Source organism: Pseudomonas sp. GW821-FHT09D08 (assembly GCF_059416305.1).
The window spans coordinates 62,579-80,230 of sequence record NZ_JBWKOX010000008.1 but is presented as its reverse complement, the minus strand read 5'-3'; the positions used below and the strand labels follow the sequence as shown (position 1 = coordinate 80,230).

General features: G+C 64.5%; 14 protein-coding genes. 8 read left to right on the top strand and 6 right to left on the bottom strand.

The window, feature by feature from the left end; all coding sequences use genetic code 11:
* Positions 1 to 126 precede the first annotated feature (126 nt).
* From AC07OP_RS16080 to AC07OP_RS16055, 6 genes are all read left to right on the top strand, one after another.
* Positions 127 to 957 (top strand): p-hydroxycinnamoyl CoA hydratase/lyase, encoded by an 831-nt coding sequence (locus AC07OP_RS16080; RefSeq protein ID WP_010567568.1) that lies wholly within the window; start codon positions 127 to 129, stop codon positions 955 to 957.
* Positions 958 to 1,033: 76 nt separating this feature from the next.
* A complete protein-coding gene (locus AC07OP_RS16075; protein WP_053139707.1) occupies positions 1,034 to 2,482 on the top strand; it encodes an aldehyde dehydrogenase in 1,449 nt (482 codons plus the stop codon).
* Positions 2,483 to 2,544: 62 nt separating this feature from the next.
* Positions 2,545 to 4,419, top strand: a complete 1,875-nt coding sequence (locus AC07OP_RS16070; RefSeq protein ID WP_495101917.1) for a feruloyl-CoA synthase — start codon at positions 2,545 to 2,547, stop codon at positions 4,417 to 4,419.
* Complete coding sequence (locus tag AC07OP_RS16065; RefSeq protein WP_495101918.1) at positions 4,416 to 5,657, top strand: thiolase family protein; 1,242 nt, start codon at positions 4,416 to 4,418, stop codon at positions 5,655 to 5,657. The genes AC07OP_RS16070 and AC07OP_RS16065 overlap by 4 nt, the downstream gene beginning before the upstream one ends.
* A 35-nt stretch (positions 5,658 to 5,692) precedes the next feature.
* The gene (locus tag AC07OP_RS16060; RefSeq protein ID WP_495101919.1) at positions 5,693 to 7,435 is read left to right on the top strand and encodes an acyl-CoA dehydrogenase; all 1,743 of its coding nucleotides are present in this window, start codon (positions 5,693 to 5,695) and stop codon (positions 7,433 to 7,435) included.
* A gap of 67 nt (positions 7,436 to 7,502) precedes the next feature.
* Positions 7,503 to 8,216, top strand: coding sequence for a GntR family transcriptional regulator (locus tag AC07OP_RS16055; RefSeq protein ID WP_065923936.1), 714 nt, complete (start codon positions 7,503 to 7,505; stop codon positions 8,214 to 8,216).
* A 6-nt stretch (positions 8,217 to 8,222) separates the two neighbouring features.
* Here the strand turns inward: AC07OP_RS16055 and AC07OP_RS16050 are convergent, their stop codons facing one another.
* The 3 genes from AC07OP_RS16050 to AC07OP_RS16040 all read right to left on the bottom strand — a co-directional run bounded on the left by AC07OP_RS16050 (position 8,223) and on the right by AC07OP_RS16040 (position 11,889).
* Positions 8,223 to 9,173, bottom strand: coding sequence for a PDR/VanB family oxidoreductase (locus tag AC07OP_RS16050; RefSeq protein WP_495101920.1), 951 nt, complete (start codon positions 9,171 to 9,173; stop codon positions 8,223 to 8,225).
* A gap of 29 nt (positions 9,174 to 9,202) precedes the next feature.
* On the bottom strand, positions 9,203 to 10,264 hold the full coding sequence (locus AC07OP_RS16045; protein ID WP_495101921.1) for a Rieske 2Fe-2S domain-containing protein: 1,062 nt from the start codon (positions 10,262 to 10,264) through the stop codon (positions 9,203 to 9,205).
* 137 nt (positions 10,265 to 10,401) lie between these two features.
* A complete protein-coding gene (locus tag AC07OP_RS16040) occupies positions 10,402 to 11,889 on the bottom strand; it encodes an aldehyde dehydrogenase family protein (RefSeq protein ID WP_421147957.1) in 1,488 nt (495 codons plus the stop codon).
* A gap of 263 nt (positions 11,890 to 12,152) precedes the next feature.
* On the opposite strand from AC07OP_RS16040, the gene AC07OP_RS16035 reads away from it, so the two are divergent.
* Entirely contained in the window at positions 12,153 to 13,322 is a 1,170-nt protein-coding gene (locus AC07OP_RS16035; protein ID WP_092359674.1) for a p-hydroxyphenylacetate 3-hydroxylase oxygenase component, read from the top strand.
* A gap of 56 nt (positions 13,323 to 13,378) precedes the next feature.
* Positions 13,379 to 14,311 (top strand): p-hydroxyphenylacetate 3-hydroxylase reductase component, encoded by a 933-nt coding sequence (locus tag AC07OP_RS16030; protein WP_495101922.1) that lies wholly within the window; start codon positions 13,379 to 13,381, stop codon positions 14,309 to 14,311.
* A 50-nt stretch (positions 14,312 to 14,361) separates the two neighbouring features.
* On the opposite strand, the gene AC07OP_RS16025 is transcribed toward AC07OP_RS16030, so the two are convergent.
* From AC07OP_RS16025 to AC07OP_RS16015, 3 genes are read right to left on the bottom strand one after another with little or no spacing between them, the layout of a single operon-like run.
* On the bottom strand, positions 14,362 to 15,468 hold the full coding sequence (locus tag AC07OP_RS16025) for a class II histone deacetylase (protein WP_495101923.1): 1,107 nt from the start codon (positions 15,466 to 15,468) through the stop codon (positions 14,362 to 14,364).
* A 34-nt stretch (positions 15,469 to 15,502) separates the two neighbouring features.
* A complete protein-coding gene (locus AC07OP_RS16020; protein WP_092359669.1) occupies positions 15,503 to 16,666 on the bottom strand; it encodes an MFS transporter in 1,164 nt (387 codons plus the stop codon).
* Between the two features lie 22 nt (positions 16,667 to 16,688).
* Positions 16,689 to 17,570, bottom strand: coding sequence for a transporter (locus AC07OP_RS16015; protein WP_143491237.1), 882 nt, complete (start codon positions 17,568 to 17,570; stop codon positions 16,689 to 16,691).
* Positions 17,571 to 17,652: the final 82 nt, after the last annotated feature.

The following is a 17,652-nucleotide window of genomic DNA, read 5'->3' as shown; positions in this document are numbered from 1 at the left end:
ACGCCTGGAAAACACAGGTTTCATCGCGTAAAAATATTGGTTATCCGGATTAATAGTTAATTGACATAACTATATTTGCGGTTTAATTTCGACTCATCTTCAAACCCAGAACAAGAGCGTACCGCCATGAGCAATTACGAAGGCCGTTGGACCACCGTCAAGGTTGAGATCGAAGAAGGCATCGCCTGGGTCATTCTCAATCGTCCGGAAAAACGCAACGCCATGAGCCCGACCCTGAACCGGGAAATGATCGACGTCCTTGAAACCCTCGAGCAGGACCCTGCCGCCGGCGTGCTGGTGCTGACTGGCGCCGGCGAAGCCTGGACCGCCGGCATGGACCTCAAGGAATACTTCCGCGAAGTGGACGCCGGCCCGGAAATCCTCCAGGAAAAAATCCGCCGCGAAGCCTCGCAATGGCAATGGAAACTGCTGCGCATGTACGCCAAGCCGACCATCGCCATGGTCAATGGCTGGTGCTTCGGCGGTGGTTTCAGCCCATTGGTGGCCTGCGACCTGGCGATCTGTGCGGACGAAGCGACCTTCGGCCTTTCGGAAATCAACTGGGGCATCCCGCCGGGCAACCTGGTGAGCAAGGCCATGGCCGATACCGTGGGCCATCGCCAATCGCTGTACTACATCATGACCGGCAAGACCTTTGGCGGGCAGAAAGCCGCCGAAATGGGCCTGGTCAACGAAAGCGTGCCGCTGGCTCAACTGCGCGAGGTGACCATCGAACTGGCGCGCAACCTGCTGGAGAAAAACCCGGTGGTGCTGCGTGCCGCCAAGCATGGCTTCAAGCGCTGCCGCGAATTGACCTGGGAGCAGAACGAGGATTACCTCTACGCCAAGCTCGATCAGTCGCGCCTGCTCGACACCGAAGGCGGTCGCGAGCAGGGCATGAAACAGTTCCTCGACGACAAGAGCATCAAGCCTGGCCTGCAGGCGTATAAACGCTGAAGGGCGCGGCCGCCTGGCCGCGCCGTTGTACCCTGCTTGAACGTATTCCCGATAAAGACAATAAAGAGGAATCACCATGCTGGACGTGCCCCTGTTGATCGGCGGCCAGTCGTGCCCCGCCCGTGACGGTCGAACCTTCGAGCGCCGCAACCCGGTGACCGGTGAAGTGGTCTCGCGGGTGGCCGCCGCCACCCTGGAAGATGCCGACGCCGCCGTCGCCGCGGCCCACGCCGCGTTCCCCGCGTGGGCGGCGCTGGCGCCCAACGAACGCCGCACCCGCTTGCTCAAGGCTGCCGAGCAATTGCAAGCGCGCAGCGCCGAATTTATCGCCGCCGCCGGCGAAACCGGCGCCATGGCCAACTGGTATGGCTTCAACGTGCGCCTGGCGGCCAATATGCTGCGCGAAGCGGCGTCGATGACCACCCAGATCACCGGTGAAGTGATCCCCTCCGATGTTCCCGGCAGTTTCGCCATGGCCTTGCGTCAGCCCTGCGGCGTGGTGCTGGGCATCGCGCCGTGGAATGCCCCGGTGATCCTCGCCACCCGCGCCATCGCCATGCCGCTGGCCTGCGGCAATACCGTGGTGCTCAAGGCCTCGGAGCTGAGCCCGGCGGTGCACCGCCTGATTGGCCAGGTGTTGCAGGATGCCGGCCTGGGCGATGGCGTGGTCAATGTCATCAGCAATGCCCCGGCGGATGCCGCTGCGATTGTCGAGCGCCTGATCGCCAACCCGGCCGTGCGCCGGGTCAACTTCACCGGCTCGACCCATGTGGGGCGGATTGTCGGCGAGCTCTCGGCGCGTCACCTCAAGCCGGCCTTGCTGGAACTGGGCGGCAAGGCGCCGTTGCTGGTGCTCGACGACGCCGACCTCGACGCGGCGGTGGCAGCGGCGGCCTTTGGTGCCTATTTCAACCAGGGCCAGATTTGCATGTCCACCGAGCGCCTGATTGTCGATGCCAAGGTCGCCGATGCCTTCACCGCCAAGTTGGCGGCCAAGGTCGCGACCCTGCGCGCGGGCGATCCCGTGGCGGCGGATTCGGTCCTGGGTTCCCTGGTGGACGCCGGTGCCGGCACGCGCATCAAGGCCCTGATCGACGATGCCCTCGCCAAGGGCGCGCGGCTGGTGGTGGGTGGCCAACTGGACGGCAGCATCCTGCAGCCGACCCTGATCGATGGCGTTACCGAGCATATGCGCCTGTACCGCGAAGAATCTTTCGGCCCGGTGGCGGTGCTGCTGCGCGGTGACGGGGATGAAGCCTTGTTGCGCCTGGCCAACGACTCCGAGTTCGGCCTCTCGGCGGCGATCTTCAGCCGTGACACCGGGCGTGCACTGGCCCTGGCGCAGCGGGTCGAGTCGGGTATTTGCCATATCAACGGCCCGACCGTGCATGACGAGGCGCAGATGCCGTTTGGCGGGGTCAAGTCCAGCGGCTACGGCAGCTTCGGCGGCAAGGCCTCGATCGAGCACTTCACGCAATTGCGCTGGGTGACCTTGCAGAACGGGCCACGGCACTACCCGATCTGAGCAGGCGTCGCGACATAACAATAACAAGGCGGCGTTGACCCGCCTTGCTGGAGGACACCCTTGTGAGTTCCGAATTCAGACCGCAACCCCAGCCCGCACCGCGATACCGCGAGGTCTCCATCGGCCACGCAGCGGTGGCGGTCACTGAAGAACACGGCGTGCTGCATATGCGCTCCCTGGAGCCCCTGGCCGAGTTGCCGGCGCGCCTGCTCGATCGCCTAGTGCATTGGGCCCAGGTGCGGCCCGAGCAGACGTTTATCGCGGCGCGTCAGGCCGGTGGTGATTGGCGCCGGGTCAGCTACCGCGAGATGCTCGACAGCGTGCGTGCGATTGCCCAGGGCCTGTTGCGTTACGGGCTCTCGGCGCATAAGCCGCTGGCCTTGCTGTCGGGCAACGACATCGAGCATTTGCAGGTCGCCCTCGGTGCGATGTACGCCGGCATTCCCTACTGCCCGGTGTCGCCGGCGTATTCGTTGTTGTCCCAGGATTTCGCCAAGCTGCGGCATGTGTGCGACCTGCTGCAACCGGGCCTGGTGTTCGTCAGCGATGGGGCCGCTTACCAGCGTGCCATCGACGCCGTCCTGCCGGCCGAAACTCCGCTGCTCAGCGTACGCGGCCATGTGCCTGGGCGCACTCAGGCCAGCTTCGCCAGCCTGCTGCAAACGCCGGGCGGCGCCGAGGCCGACGCGGCGTTCCAGGCCACCGGCCCCGACAGCATCGCCAAGTTCCTGTTCACCTCGGGCTCGACCAAGTTGCCCAAGGCGGTGATCACTACGCAGCGCATGCTCTGTGCCAACCAGCAAATGCTGTTGCAGACGTTCCCGGTGTTCGGTGAGGAACCGCCGGTGTTGGTGGACTGGCTGCCGTGGAACCACACCTTCGGTGGCAGCCATAACGTCGGCATCGTGCTCTACAACGGCGGCACGTTTTACCTCGACGATGGCAAGCCGACCGCCCAGGGCTTTGCCGAGACCCTGCGCAATCTCAAGGACATCTCGCCCACGGCCTACCTGACGGTGCCCAAGGGCTGGGAAGAGCTGGTCAACGCCCTGGAACAGGACGCCGAGTTGCGCGAACGCTTTTTTGCGCGGATGAAACTGTTCTTCTTTGCCGCCGCCGGCCTGTCGCAAAGTATCTGGGATCGCCTCGACCGCGTGGCCGAACAGCACTGCGGTGAACGTATCCGCATGATGGCCGGGCTGGGCATGACCGAAGCCGCGCCGTCCTGCACCTTCACCACCGGGCCGTTGTCCATGGCCGGCTACATCGGCTTGCCCGCGCCGGGCTGCGAGGTGCGCCTGGTGCCGTTGGACGGCAAGTTCGAAGGGCGCTTCCGCGGGCCGCACATCATGCCGGGGTACTGGCGGGCGCCGGAGCAAACCGCCGAGGTGTTCGACGACCAGGGTTTCTACTGTTCAGGTGACGCGATCAAGCTCGCCGACCCGCACCAGCCGCAACTGGGGCTGATGTTCGACGGGCGCATCGCCGAGGATTTCAAGTTGTCTTCCGGGGTGTTTGTCAGTGTCGGCCCGTTGCGCAATCGCGCGGTGCTCGACGGCGCGCCCTATGTGCAGGACCTGGTGATTGCCGCGCCGGACCGCGAATGCCTGGGCGCCCTGGTATTCCCCCGGCTCTACGAGTGCCGTCGGCTGGCCGGTTTGAGCGCTGACGCCAGCGACGCCGAGGTGCTGGCCAGCGCGCCGGTACGCCAGTGGTTCGGCGACTGGTTGCAGCGCCTCAACCGCGAGGCCACCGGCAATGCCAGTCGCCTGGAATGGATTGCCCTGCTCGACGAGCCAGCATCCATCGATCGCGGGGAAATCACCGACAAGGGTTCGATCAACCAGCGCGCCGTGTTGCAATGGCGCGCGGCCAGGGTCGAGGCGCTGTATCGCGGTGAAGACCCTACGATCCTTCGCGCCGGGCCCAAGCCTTGAGCAGCGTCGGGCAGTATTCGGCGTTTGCCGATGCGGCGATTTTCGCGGCGGTGCGCACGCCGTGGGTCGACCTTGGCGGTGCACTGTCCCAGGTGTCGCCTATCGATTTGGGAATCAAGGTCGGCCGCGAAGTGCTGGCCCGGGCCGGCATCGACCCCCTGGCGGTGGACAGCGTGCTGGCCGGCTCCATGGCCCAGGCCAGTTTCGATGCCTACTTGCTGCCTCGGCATATCGGCTTGTACAGCGGGGTGGCGCAAGCGGTCCCGGCACTGGGGGTGCAGCGCATCTGCGCCACCGGTTTCGAGCTGCTGCGCCAGGCCGCTGAACAACTGCGCGACGAGGTGCAACTGGCGCTGTGCGTGGCCAGTGAATCCATGTCGCGCAACCCGATTGCGGCCTACACCCATCGGGATGGGTTTCGCCTCGGCGGCGAGGTGCAATTCAAGGATTTTCTCTGGGAGGCCCTGTACGACCCGGCCCCCGGCCTGGACATGATCGCCACCGCCGACAACCTGGCGCGCCGTTATGGCCTGAGCCGCAAGGCCGTGGACCGCCACGCCTGCGACAGCCATCAGCGTGCCTTGCAGGCGCAACGTGAGGGCGCGTGGGCGGAAGAAATCGTCACGGTCGATAACCAGGTGTTCGAGCTTGAGGGGTATCAGCCCAGAGGCATCAGCCTCGCGCGCCGTGCCAGTGCCGTCAGCGTTGACAGCCACCCACGACCCACTGACCTTGCGGCCCTGACGCGCTTGCGCGCCGTGCATCCAGGCGGCGTGCAAACCGCCGGCAACAGTTGCGCGGTGGTCGATGGTGCGGCGGCGGCTTTGGTGGGGCGTGCCTCGGCCTGCACGCGTCCGGCCCTGGCGCGGCTGTTGGCTAGCGCGGTGGTCGGTGTGGCCCCAGAGTTCATGGGCATCGGCCCGGCACCGGCGATCCGCCTGCTGCTGCAACGCAGCGGGTTGAACCTGGGTGACATCGGCCGCTTCGAGATCAACGAAGCCCAGGCCGCCCAGGTACTGGCGGTGGCCCATGAACTGGAGCTGGACAGCAGCCGCCTCAACGTCGAGGGCGGCTCCCTTGCCCTGGGGCATCCGTTGGCCGCCACCGGCTTGCGCCTGGTGATGACCCTGGCCCGACAACTGCGCCAGCACAACCTGCGCTACGGAATTGCCGCGGCGTGCGTGGGCGGCGGGCAGGGCATGGCGTTGCTGATCGAGAACCCTGCCTACCGGGCTTGAAGCGCACGATTCTTTTTTGTCGATGAGGTGTTCCGATGTGGAGCTATGAGGCGCCCCTGGGCGATATGCAATTTGTCCTGGAACACTGGTTGCAGGCGCCCGATATCTGGCAGCGCCACCCGGCATTCGCGGCCCTGGACCTGCCGCTGGCAGTACAGGTGCTGGAGGAGGCGGCACGCTTCAGCCAGGGCGTGCTGGCGCCGTTGAATAGCAGCGGTGATCGCCAGGGCTGCCGCTGGCAGGCGGGCCGGGTCAGCACCCCGGACGGCTTCGTCGAGGCCTATCGCGCCTATGTCGAGGGGGGCTGGCCGGCGCTGGCGTGTGCCGAGGTACACGGCGGGCAGGGCTTGCCGCAACTGTTCGATGCGGCGCTGCAAGAGATGCTTTACGCCAGTAACCACGCCTGGGCCATGTACACCGGGATCGCCCACGGTGCCTATCTGTGTCTCAAGACCCACGCCGCCCCATGGTTGCAGGCACGCTACCTGCCCGACATCGTCAGTGGCCAGGCCTTGCCCACCATGTGCCTCACCGAGTCCCAGGCCGGCAGCGATGTCGGCTTGCTGCGCTGTCGCGCGCAGCCCCAGGCGGATGGCAGTTATCGCCTCAGCGGCAGCAAGCTGTTTATCTCCGGCGGCGAGCACGACCTCACGGCGAATATCCTGCACCTGGTGCTGGCGCGCCTGCCCGATGCGCCGCCGGGCAGCCGTGGCATTTCACTGTTCCTGGTGCCCAAGCAGCTGGACGATGGCCGGGCCAATGGCGTGCACTGCGACGGCATCGAACACAAGATGGGCATCAAGGGCAGCGCCACCTGCTCCCTGGTGTTCGACGCCGCTCAGGGCTGGCTGGTCGGCGAGCCCAATCGCGGCTTGGCGGCGATGTTCGTGATGATGAATTCGGCGCGCCTGCATGTGGGCCTGCAAGGCCTGGGGCATGTCGAGGCGGCCTGGCAGAACGCTCGCCAGTACGCCGCCGAACGCTTGCAGATGCGTGCGCCGTCAAGGCCGGAAGAGGTGGTGGCCCAGGCGGCAGACCCGATCCGTTATCACCCGGCCATGCGCCGCGTGTTGCTGGAGCTGCGCACCACCAGCGAGGGCATGCGCGCCATCGGCTATTGGGCGGCGCACCTGCTTGATCAGGCCGAGCATGACCAGGACTCGTCGGCCGCCCGGTTGGCGCCGTTGCTGACGCCCATCATCAAGGCGTTTTTCACCGAACAGGGCTTTCGCCAGGCCAGCCATGGGCTGCAGGTGTTCGGCGGTTACGGCTACGTCACCGAGTTCGCCATCGAGCAAACCCTGCGGGACAGCCGCATCGCGATGATCTACGAGGGCAGTAACGAGATCCAGGCCAATGACCTGTTGCTGCGCAAGGTGCTGGGGGATGACGGCCGAGCCTTTGGCCTGCTGCTGGCCGAGTTGCGCGCCGAGGCCGGGCAGGGCGCGCAGTATGAGGAATGCGCAGGCTTTTCCGCTGCGTTGGCCAGCCTGTGCGACGCGTTGGCCAGTGTGGTGCACGCCATCCGTGAACGCACCCACGAGGACAGTGAATACCCCTATCGGGCGGCGCCGGATTTCCTCCAGCTCTGTGGCGTGGCGTTGCTGGCCTTTGCCTGGGCGCGGGCCGCGCGGGTCTCCAGGGCCCTGCGCGAAGACGATCCGCTGCGTGCCGCCAAGCTGCAAAGCGCCGGGTTCTTTTTCGATTACCTGCCGTCGCGGCTGGCGCAGCACCTGGGCGCCATAGACGGGGCACGGGCAGCGCTGGCGTTCATCTGACGCGGCCAGGTGCTTGCGGTACTACTTGCGGTACCATGGCGGCTCACGTTTTCTGGAAGTTGCCTGGATGAGTAAACCCGGTCAATTGGTGCTGGTTGCACTGCGCAAGATGATTGCCAGCGGGGAGTTGGCGGCGGGCGAGCGGCTGATGGAGATTCCCACGGCGCAGCTGTTCGGCGTGTCGCGCATGCCGGTGCGCATGGCCTTTCGTACCCTTGAGCAGGAAGGACTGCTGGTGCCGTTTGGCGGGCGTGGCTATCAGGTGCGCTCGGTCAGCCCCAGCGACATCGCCGGCGCCGTCGAAGTGCGCGGCGTCCTGGAAGGCCTGGCGGCACGGCAAGCCGCCGAGCAGGGCTTGTCCACTGCGGCGCGTGCGGCGCTGGAGCGCTGCCTGGTGGAAGGCGATCAACTGTTCGAAAAGGGCTACGTGACCGAGGATGACCTTGAGGTCTATCACGACCTGAATATGCGCTTTCACCAGGTCATCGTCGAAGGCAGCCACAACCCGGCGATCGCCGACGCGCTGGCCCGCAATGATCACCTGCCGTTCGCCTCGGTGACCGCGCTGGCGGTGGATCGCGAGGACATGGCCCGCGAGTACCGACGCTTCAACTATGCCCACATGCAGCATCATTCGGTTTTCGATGCCCTGGTCAATCGCCAGGGCGCGCGGGCCGAAGCCATCATGCGCGAGCACGCCAATGCAACGTTGCGCTATGCCGAGATCTTCAGCTCAGCCACCGCCGCCGCGCGCATGAAGGTGATTTTGCCGGCGTCGTGAACCCTGTCAGATATCGAGTACCAGCAGCGGGGTTTTCGAGCGCGAGCAGCAGGGCGTGAACTGGTCATTCAGGGCCTGTTCCTGCTCGGTGAGGAACAGGTCGCGGTGCTCCGGTATGCCCTCCAGCACACGGGTCAGGCAGGTGCCGCAAATCCCTTGTTCGCAGGACACGGCAATCTCGATACCGTGGCTTTCCAGAACCTGGACCACGGTCTTGTCGGCGGGGATTTCAAAGACCTGGCCGCTGCTGCCGAGCTTCACCGAAAAGCCGCCGTCGAGGCTGCTGTCCACCGGGGCCGCGCTGAAGTATTCGCGGTGCAGGCAGTCTTCCTGCCAGCCCTGCACGCGTGCGCTGTCGAGCACATGCTGCATGAACCCGCCGGGGCCGCAGACATACAGGTGCACGTCATCGGCGGGCGCTGCCAGCACTTCGGCGATGTTCAGCGCGGTGTGGGGCTGCTCGTCGAAATGCAGGAACACCCGCGCGGCAAACGGCGACGCCTCGAGCCGCTGCACAAACGCCGCACGCTCGCTGGCACGGGCGCAGTAATGCAGCTCGAAGTCGGCACCCGCATGGGCCAGGCGCTCGGCCATGCACAGGATCGGGGTGATGCCGATGCCACCGGCAAACAGCAGGCTGCGACGCGCGTCGTGGACCAGGGGAAACAGGTTGCGTGGTTCGCTGATGGTCAGGCGGGCGCCCTCGTGAACCTGCTCGTGCAGGCTGCGCGAGCCACCCCGGGAGGCCGGGTCCTTGAGCACGCCGATCAGGTAGCGATGACGTTCTTCGGGGTGATTGCACAGGGAATATTGCCGGATCACCCCATCGGGCAGGTGCACGTCAATATGCGCGCCGGCACTGAAGGCCGGCAGCGGCTGGCCATCGACACTGGCCAGTTCATAGCTGCAAATGTCCTGGGCTTCGTTGTTACGGGATACCACCACCACATCGATCATGTTCAGTCCTCGCAAAGTTGTCGCGCTGTTCAGGCGGTGGTGGTGGCGATCAGTTGCGGTTCGAGGGCGCGTTCCTTGGCAATCAGTCGCTCCAGGATCTTGCGCGATTGCACGCCACCCGCGTCGATATTCAACTTGAGCAGGTTGCGCTGCGGATGGGCCAGCAGGTTCTGTTGCTGGCGTTCGAGCATCTCCAGGTCCTCGCTGAAAATCTTGCCCTGGCCCTCGCGAATGCTTGCGGTCAGTGCCTCATCATGGGGGTTGAAGTTGCGCGCCATGCCCCAGAAGTACCAGATCGAGGTCTCGGTTTGCGGGGTGATGAAGTCGACCACGATGCTCGCAGCCTTGTGTTCGGGGGCGGCGTTATAGCCACCTTTGCCGGCGTGGGCCACGCCGACTTCGATCAATACATGGCTGGGCGGGGTGAAGCGGCAGATCTGCCAGCGGTCCACCGGCACGTCATCGGCAAGGTTATTGCCGCGCAGGGCCATGCGCCAGAACGGCGGGGCCATGATGTTTTCCATGTGCCGGGCGGTGACCACTTCATCGCCGTCCACCGTGGTCACGGGCGGCGCTTCGTCGATTTCCTTCTGGCCGATGCTGGAGGCGTGCACGTAGGTTTCGTGGGTCAGGTCCATCAGGTTGTCGATCATCAGGCGGTAGTCGCACTGGATATCGAACAGCCCGCCGCCATAGGCCCACTGGTCACTCACGGCCCATTCCAGGTGGTGGATCAGCGCCGGGTCGGCCTGGGCCTGATCGCCGGGCCATACCCAGATGAAGCCGTAGCGTTCAACGGCGGCAAAGGTCTTGTTGCAGGGAAAACCACGTACCCGCTGGCCGGGCATTTCCACGGTCTTGCCGTCGCCGCCCATGACCAGGCCGTGGTAGCCGCAGATCAGGTTGCCGTTCTCGACATACCCCAGTGAAAGCGGCGCGCCGCGATGGGGGCAGAAGTCCTCGACCGCCACCACGGCGCCTTCCTGACCACGATAAAACACCATCTTTTCGCCGCAGATCTGTCGACCCAGGGGCTTGTGTGCGATTTCATCGGGGGTGCAGGCGACATACCAGGTGTTCTTGGGGTACATGATGACTCTCCAGGCGGCGGATTGTTTTTATTTAATGGATCCATTAAATGGCTGGCCTTATGGAGAGTCAATCTATTGTGGTTGTTTTATTGGGCGATTATCGGACGATTACGTTTCAATGGATCCACTGGTTGGATTCAGTAGCGAATCATCACTGACTTCAACTCGGTGTAGTCTTCGATGAAGGCGCTGCCGAACTCCCGGCCTATCCCGGAGGACTTGTTGCCGCCAAACGGCACCGCCGGGTCCAGCATCGTGTGCATGTTCACCCACACTGTGCCGGCCTCGATGGCGGGCACCATGCGCAGGGCTTTGCTGAGGTCGTTGGTCCACAGGCTGGCGCTCAAGCCGTAGGGAGTGTTGTTCATCAAGGCCAGCAGTTCTTCTTCGCTGTCGTACGGCAAGAACGTGGCAATGGGGCCGAAGGTCTCTTCGTTGAGCAGGGTGTCGTTGACGCTGTTGGCGAGGATGATCGTCGGCTCGACGTAACAGCCCGGCCGGTCGATCAGGTTGCCACCGTGAATGATGCGGTTGTTTTCGGCACGGGCCTTGGCGAAGAACTCGCCGAGTTTGAGCTGGTGCTGGCGGTTGGTGACCGGGCCGAATTCGGTGCGCTCGTCCAGAGGCGAGCCGATGTTCAGCGTGCTCAGGCGCTGGGCCAGTTTGCCCATCACCGTTTCGATCTGCGAACGATGCACAAAGAAGCGTTCGGCGGCGGCGCAGATTTGCCCGGAGTGCAAAAAGCCCGCTTCGATGATGCCGTTGACGGCCTTGTCCAGGTCCACATCGGGCAGGAACCCGGCCGAGTTCTTGCCGCCCAGTTCAAGGGTGGCGCGGGTCAGCCCGGCGCCCATGGCACTCTGGCCCACCGCAATCCCGGTCGGCACGGAGCCGGTGAACGACACCTTGTCGGTGCCGGGGTGTTCGATCAGGCCTTTGCCGACGCTGCCGCCGCCGGTCAAGACGTTCAGCGCACCGGCGGGAAGGCCGGCGGCAATCGCCAGTTCGGCGATGCGCAGGATGGTCAGCGGCGTGAACTCGCTGGGCTTGATGATGATGCTGCAACCGGTCACCAGCGCCGAGGCGAGTTTCCAGATGGCGATCATGGTCGAGAAATTCCACGGCACGATGCCGACCACCACTCCGACCGGCTCGCGCAGGGTGAACGCGGTGTAGCGCTCGCCGGCGAAGGAGGGCAACGATGGGGTGATGGTCTGGCCGCTGATCTTGGTGGCCCAGCCGGCGTAGTAACGCAGGAAGTGCGCGGCCTGGTCGACTTCGAAGGCGCGGGAAATCTGGATGATCTTGCCTGACTGGCAGGTTTCGATCTGTGCCAGTTCTTCGCGGTGTTGCTCCAGCAGGTCGGCCAGTTTGAACAGCACGTTGCCGCGCACCGCCGGTGCGACCTGCGACCACTGTTTGAAGCCTCGGCTCGCGGACGCCACGGCCGCGTCAATGTCGGCCGGGTCGGCGTCGGCGACATCGGCGATGACCTGGCCGGTGGCCGGGTTGATCACCTCCAACCGCTGGCTGGAATGGCTCTCGACGTAGCCACCGTCAATGAACAACGTATGGGTTCGACGGAGGAAGGCTTCAACCTGGGGCAGCAGTGGAATATCGCTCATGGGGTTTTTCCTGGTGGCAGAGATTGAAAAGCCCGAGGTTAATCCCAGTGGCCGGAACGGGCTTGACTGTGGCTGCCGAGGGGCATGTCTGTGGCTGCCAGCGCCTGTGCACGACGGATCAGCCGCAGCCTTTGAAAAGTACAATCTTGACTCTGGAAGGTGCATGTCCTGCCAGGAAGGCACGCTCCATACTGGCCCTGCATCCGGCGCCACGCCTTGATTTCTGGCACTGCCCGGACATCCAATAATAAGCAGGGCCATCCATGAAAAAGCCAAACCCGCTCCTTGAAGACCTCAAGTCCATCCTGCCGACCATCGCCGCCAATGCCTTCGTGGCCGAGCAGGACCGCCAGGTGCCCGCCGAGAATATTGCGCTGCTCAAGAGCATCGGCATGCACCGTGTGTTTCAGCCGAAAGTGTTCGGCGGCATGGAGTTGTCGCTGCCGCAGTTTGCCGACTGCATCGCCTTGCTCGCCGGGGCCTGCGCCAGCACGGCCTGGGCCATGAGCCTGTTGTGTACCCACAGCCATCAATTGGCACTGTTCTCGGCCCAACTGCAGCAGGAGGTCTGGGGCACAGACCCGGATGCCACGGCCAGCAGCAGCATCGCGCCGTTCGGGCGCACCGAGGAAGTCGAGGGCGGCGTGCTGTTCAGCGGGGAAATGGGCTGGAGCAGCGGCTGTGATCACGCCGAGTGGGCGATCGTGGGGTTCCGCCGCAACAACCCCCAGGGCTCCCAGGATTACTGCTTCGCGGTGCTGCCGCGCAGTGACTACCAGATCCGCGATGACTGGTTTGCCGCCGGCATGAAGGGCAGCGGCACCAAGACCTTGATCATCGACAAGGCCTGGGTGCCGGAACACCGCATCCAGAAAGCCAAGGACATGATGGAAGGCAAGTCCGCCGGCTTCGGGCTGTACCCCGACAGCAGGATTTTCTACTCACCGTACCGGCCGTATTTTGCCAGTGGCTTTTCCACCGTCAGCCTGGGCGTCGCCGAGCGGATGCTCGAGGTGTTCCGCGAAAAGACCAGGACCCGCGTGCGCGCCTACACCGGCGCGGCAGTCGGTGCCGCGACCCCGGCGTTGATGCGCCTGGCCGAGTCGACGCACCAGGTGGCCGCCGCGCGCGCCTTCCTCGAGAAAACCTGGGACGAACACGCCGAACACAGTGAGCAGCAGCGCTACCCCAGCCGCCAGACCCTGGCGTTCTGGCGCACCAACCAGGCCTACGCGACCAAGATGTGCATCCAGGCGGTGGACCGTCTGTTCGAAGCCGCCGGCGGCAACGCCTGGTTCGAGCACAACGAGATGCAGCGCCTGTTCCGCGACTCGCACATGACCGGCGCCCATGCCTACACCGACTACGACGTCTGTGCACAGATCCTCGGCCGCGAGCTGATGGGCCTGGAGCCCGATCCGAGCATGATCTGAAGCTGCTTTTGAAAACAACAATCAGGGCTGCGCCTGACGCAGCCCGGGAGTCTTGCATGTCTGAATCGACCTTCGACCCACGCGCCTTTCGCCGGGCCCTGGGCAACTTTGCCACGGGCGTGACCGTGGTCACCGCCGCCGACGCCTCCGGCCGCAAGGTGGGCGTTACCGCCAACAGCTTCAACTCGGTGTCCCTGGACCCACCGCTGGTGCTGTGGAGCATCGACAAACGCTCCAGCAGTCATGGGGTGTTCGAGGAGGCCAGCCACTTCGCGGTCAACGTGCTGGCGGCGGACCAGATCGACCTGTCGAACAATTTTGCCCGGCCCAAGGACGACCGCTTCGCCGAGATCGCCTATGCCCCGGGGGAGGGCGGGGCGCCGGTGTTCGCCGATTGTGCGGCACGTTTTCACTGCGAGAAATACCAGCAGGTGGATGGCGGCGATCACTGGATCATGATCGGCAAGGTGGTGGCCTTCGACGATTTCGGGCGCTCGCCGCTGCTCTACCACCAGGGCGCCTACTCCATGGTCCTGCCCCACACGCGCATGACGAGGCGCGACGAAAGCCAACCGCCGAGCAGCCACTTCCAGGGGCGCCTGAGCCATAACCTGTATTACCTGATGACCCAGGCGGTACGCGCCTACCAGTCCAGCTACCAGCCCCGGCAACTGTCCACCGGCCTGCGCACCAACGAGGCGCGGATGCTGATGGTGCTGGAGAATGATGCCCGCCTGAGCGCCAGCGACCTGCTGCGTGAAGTGGCGATGCCGGTGCGGGAAATCGACGACGCCGTGGCCAACCTCAAGCGCAAGGGGCTGGTCGATGACGACGAGCACGGCGTGCGCCTGACCGCGGCGGGTATCGAGCAGACCGAAGACCTCTGGGCCATCGCACGGGAGCAGCAGGAGAAGGTGTTCGCCGAGTTCAGCCAGGACCAGATCGACACCTTCAAGACGGTGTTGCAGCGACTGATCAGCCACTGCTGACTGGCCAAGATCCGATGCCGGCAACGACATCGGATTTTTTTGCGTCACGCTCAGCGGGCTTCGGCCAACTCATCAATCAAGCGCAACTGAAACGCCGCCAGCGCCGCGTTCGGTTGCTGCAACTGCACAAACTCAAGCATGGGGTCGCCGACCTGTGTCCTGACGCCCACCAATTCCTCAATGGTCGCCAGCCCGCAAAACGGTACATAGGCTTCGGAGTAGCCGCCTTCGTGCACCAGCACCAGGCGGCCCTGGCACAGGCGTTCGGCTGCTTGGCGTACAAGACGGGTCATGTGCCGGAACGAGTCACTGTGCAACAGCATTCGCGCCAGTGGGTCGACCGCGTTGGCGTCGTAGCCGCAGGCAACAATGATCAATTCCGGCTCGAAGCGCTCCAGCGCCGGAATCACGATACGCTCCATCGCGTGCAGATACGCCTCATGACCGCTGCCTGGGGGCAGCGGGATATTGATATTCGCGCCCAGCCCCGGGCCGCGCCCGCGATCCGCTTCACCGCTGTAACCTGCCGGGAAACAGCCGTCCTGGTGCAGGGAAATCGTCAGCACGTCGCCGCGTTCTTCGAAGATCGATTGGGTGCCGTTGCCGTGGTGCACGTCCCAGTCGATCACCGCGACGTTGCCCAGGCCACGCCGTGCTTTTGCGGCTTCGATGGCGATGGCGATGTTGGCCAGGAAGCAGAAGCCCATGGCGTTGTCGGCGAGGCAGTGGTGGCCGGGTGGGCGTGACAGAGAATAGGCATTGTCGACCTCGCCGCACAGCACCGCATCCACTGCCGCCATGGCCAGCCCGGCGGAGAGCCTGGCTATTTCATAACTGCCTGGCCCGATGGGCGCGTGGGGGCCCAATTCGCCGCCCCCGGCATCGCTCATCGCCTTGAAGCGTTGCAGGTAGTTGGGCGTGTGCACCCGCAGCAGGTCTTCAGCGGTGGCCGCGTTGGCACTGCGCACCTGTAAGTGGCGGGTCAGGCCGGAAACGTCCAGCAGGCTCTTCAAGCGACGCTTGGTTTCCGGTGACTCGGCGTGGCCGGCGGCGGCAGGCGGCTGCACCCACCCGCCCACCGGTAAGGTCAAGGCGTGCAACCCGGCGCTGTGCCAGAGGCTGAGTTCGTCGAAGAAAAATGCACTTTTTCGGCTCATCGTCTTTCCATTTTCGTTGGGGTAAAAGGGCCTGTCAGGCATTTGGGCGGCTGCCCAGTATCAACACCAGGGACAGCACGGTGATGCACGCCCCTGCGATCAGCAGTGATTGGAAGCCGCCGCTGGCTTCGATCATCCGGCCAGCCACGGTCGGGCCGATGGCCAGGCCGCCACCGATCACCAGGTTGGAGGTGTTCATCAATTTTCCGGAGCGGTCGAGGTCGGCCAGGCAGGCCAGGACCAGCGGCAGGATGAAGGTCCAGGTGAACTTGAAGAGCAGCGCCGCCAAGGCAAAACGCAGCATGTCGGGCTGGCCCAGCAGCAACAGCACGGCGCCTGCCATCAACGCGTACCCCAGCAGTAACAGCAACAGGCGTGGCAGACGGTCGCCGATCAGCGAGGCACAACCGGCCCCGACGATGCCCATCACCGTGGCGAGCGCCAGAATCTCGCCACTGGCCTCGGCAGAGAGGCCGGCATGGCTGCTGATGGAACCGATAAAGGTCCAGACACCGCTCAGGCTGACGTAGAAACTCAGCAGGCCCAGAATGCCCAGTGCGGCTTTCCACCGGGAGGCGAGGGCGATGCGCTCGGCGGCTTTTTCAGGCGCCGGGCTGCCCTGGGGAAAGTGCCGTGCCAGGGGCAGAAAGAGCGTCATCAAGGCGGCGAGGATCAGGTAGCAGGCTGACAGCCCGTAGTGCTCGAACAGCCGGGGCAGGATGCTCAGACCGATCGCCCCGACCACCAGTTGCCCCATCACCCATAACCCGTAGACACGCCCGGGATTGGCCGTGGAGGCTGCACTGGACAGGCAGATGATCATCAACGAGCCACCAGCCAGGGCGCTGCAAAAGCGCAGTGCCAGGAGTATCGGGTAGTCGCGGGCCAGCATTGAGAGCAGGTTGGCGGCGATGAACAGCAACCCGGCCAGCAAGGCGGCGCGGCGCCAGTCGACACGCTTGAGCCACCACAGTGCGGGCAGGGTGGCCAGGCTCATGGCGCCGAGTTCGGTGGAGAACAGGTCCCCGATCTGTGACGGGCTCAACTGCCATTGCGTCGCCAGTTGCGCAGCCACGGCCGGTGCGGTCATGAGAATGGTCGGGGTGATGGCAGCGAACAGCACGATGGCGGCCAGCAATGCCAATGGGGATGAGGCGTGGGCGCGTTCATCGGTCAGCGGTTGGGTCTGGGTGTTCATGGGCAAGCTCCGATGAGGGGATTCAGAACACATGGACCAGGCGCAGCAGCGCGTCGGTACCGTGATAGCCGTTGTCGGTGGCGACGTTCTGCGAGAGGCCGAACATCAACTGGTTCTGTTTATCCAGCCAGTGACCAACCTCGAAGCCCACTTGGGTGTAGCGCTTGTGGGTGTTGTCGATGCGCTGGTCATTGATCCGCAATTCGCCGCCATCGGCGTGGATCAGTCGCAGTGCGCCGTAGGTGCTGGGTGTGAAGTCGTAGGAGGCAAAGGCTTGCAGGCGGTACAGCGGGTCCTGTTTCAGGTCGCTGCCGAAGTAGTTGTCGTTCTTGCCGTAGAGCTGGGCTTCGAGGTTGGCTTCCAGCACCCACTTTTCGCCGATGCCCTGGGTGTAGTTGTAGACAAAGGTGGTGCCCCAGCGATTGGCACCGGGCGATACATCGGGATTGTTACCGTGGTATTCGCCCACAGGCAGGGTGATCAGGGTCAGTAGGCCGCTGTAGGTGCGCGAGGCCGGATCGTTGATGAAAAACACCGTGCCGCCGACCTGGGGATCACCGAAACCGCTTTCTGCGCTGCGTTGGCCGGCACCCGGCAGGCGGGCGTTGATGTCGGCGAAAGGCACGATGAACTGTGGGGTACAGAGGGTGCCGCAGAGGTCGGTGAAGAACACTTGGCGGTACGCCACGGCGTTGACCTTCAGGTCGGCCTTGCCGGTGCTGTCGGCCGGGCCGTGGAAATCACTGGCGCGGCTTGCCGGCAGGTACAGCACGCCCAGGCTGGTGCCCGAGGGGGCGCCGAAAAAGTCCCGGGCGTTGAGGTCGGCCGCACTGGCGTGCAGGCTCGACAGGCCGCCGAGCAGGGCCAGGGTGGTGGTGCGGGTGAAGGTGTGGATCATGGGCATGGCATCTCTTCTTTGAGGTGTTGTGTGGCGAACGGCTCGCCCGTGGGTGGCAGAGGGGACAAAAAAAGCGCAAAGGTGTCCC

Bases quoted from the DNA above. Each gene is read 5' to 3' on its own strand.
- AC07OP_RS16080 (WP_010567568.1), top strand. From the start codon at position 127: ATGAGCAATTACGAAGGCCGTTGGACCACCGTCAAGGTTGAGATCGAA.
- AC07OP_RS16075 (WP_053139707.1), top strand. From the start codon at position 1,034: ATGCTGGACGTGCCCCTGTTGATCGGCGGCCAGTCGTGCCCCGCCCGT.
- AC07OP_RS16060 (WP_495101919.1), top strand. From the start codon at position 5,693: ATGTGGAGCTATGAGGCGCCCCTGGGCGATATGCAATTTGTCCTGGAA.
- AC07OP_RS16055 (WP_065923936.1), top strand. From the start codon at position 7,503: ATGAGTAAACCCGGTCAATTGGTGCTGGTTGCACTGCGCAAGATGATT.
- AC07OP_RS16050 (WP_495101920.1), bottom strand. From the start codon at position 9,173: ATGATCGATGTGGTGGTGGTATCCCGTAACAACGAAGCCCAGGACATT.
- AC07OP_RS16045 (WP_495101921.1), bottom strand. From the start codon at position 10,264: ATGTACCCCAAGAACACCTGGTATGTCGCCTGCACCCCCGATGAAATC.
- AC07OP_RS16040 (WP_421147957.1), bottom strand. From the start codon at position 11,889: ATGAGCGATATTCCACTGCTGCCCCAGGTTGAAGCCTTCCTCCGTCGA.
- AC07OP_RS16035 (WP_092359674.1), top strand. From the start codon at position 12,153: ATGAAAAAGCCAAACCCGCTCCTTGAAGACCTCAAGTCCATCCTGCCG.
- AC07OP_RS16030 (WP_495101922.1), top strand. From the start codon at position 13,379: ATGTCTGAATCGACCTTCGACCCACGCGCCTTTCGCCGGGCCCTGGGC.
- AC07OP_RS16025 (WP_495101923.1), bottom strand. From the start codon at position 15,468: ATGAGCCGAAAAAGTGCATTTTTCTTCGACGAACTCAGCCTCTGGCAC.
- AC07OP_RS16020 (WP_092359669.1), bottom strand. From the start codon at position 16,666: ATGAACACCCAGACCCAACCGCTGACCGATGAACGCGCCCACGCCTCA.
- AC07OP_RS16015 (WP_143491237.1), bottom strand. From the start codon at position 17,570: ATGCCCATGATCCACACCTTCACCCGCACCACCACCCTGGCCCTGCTC.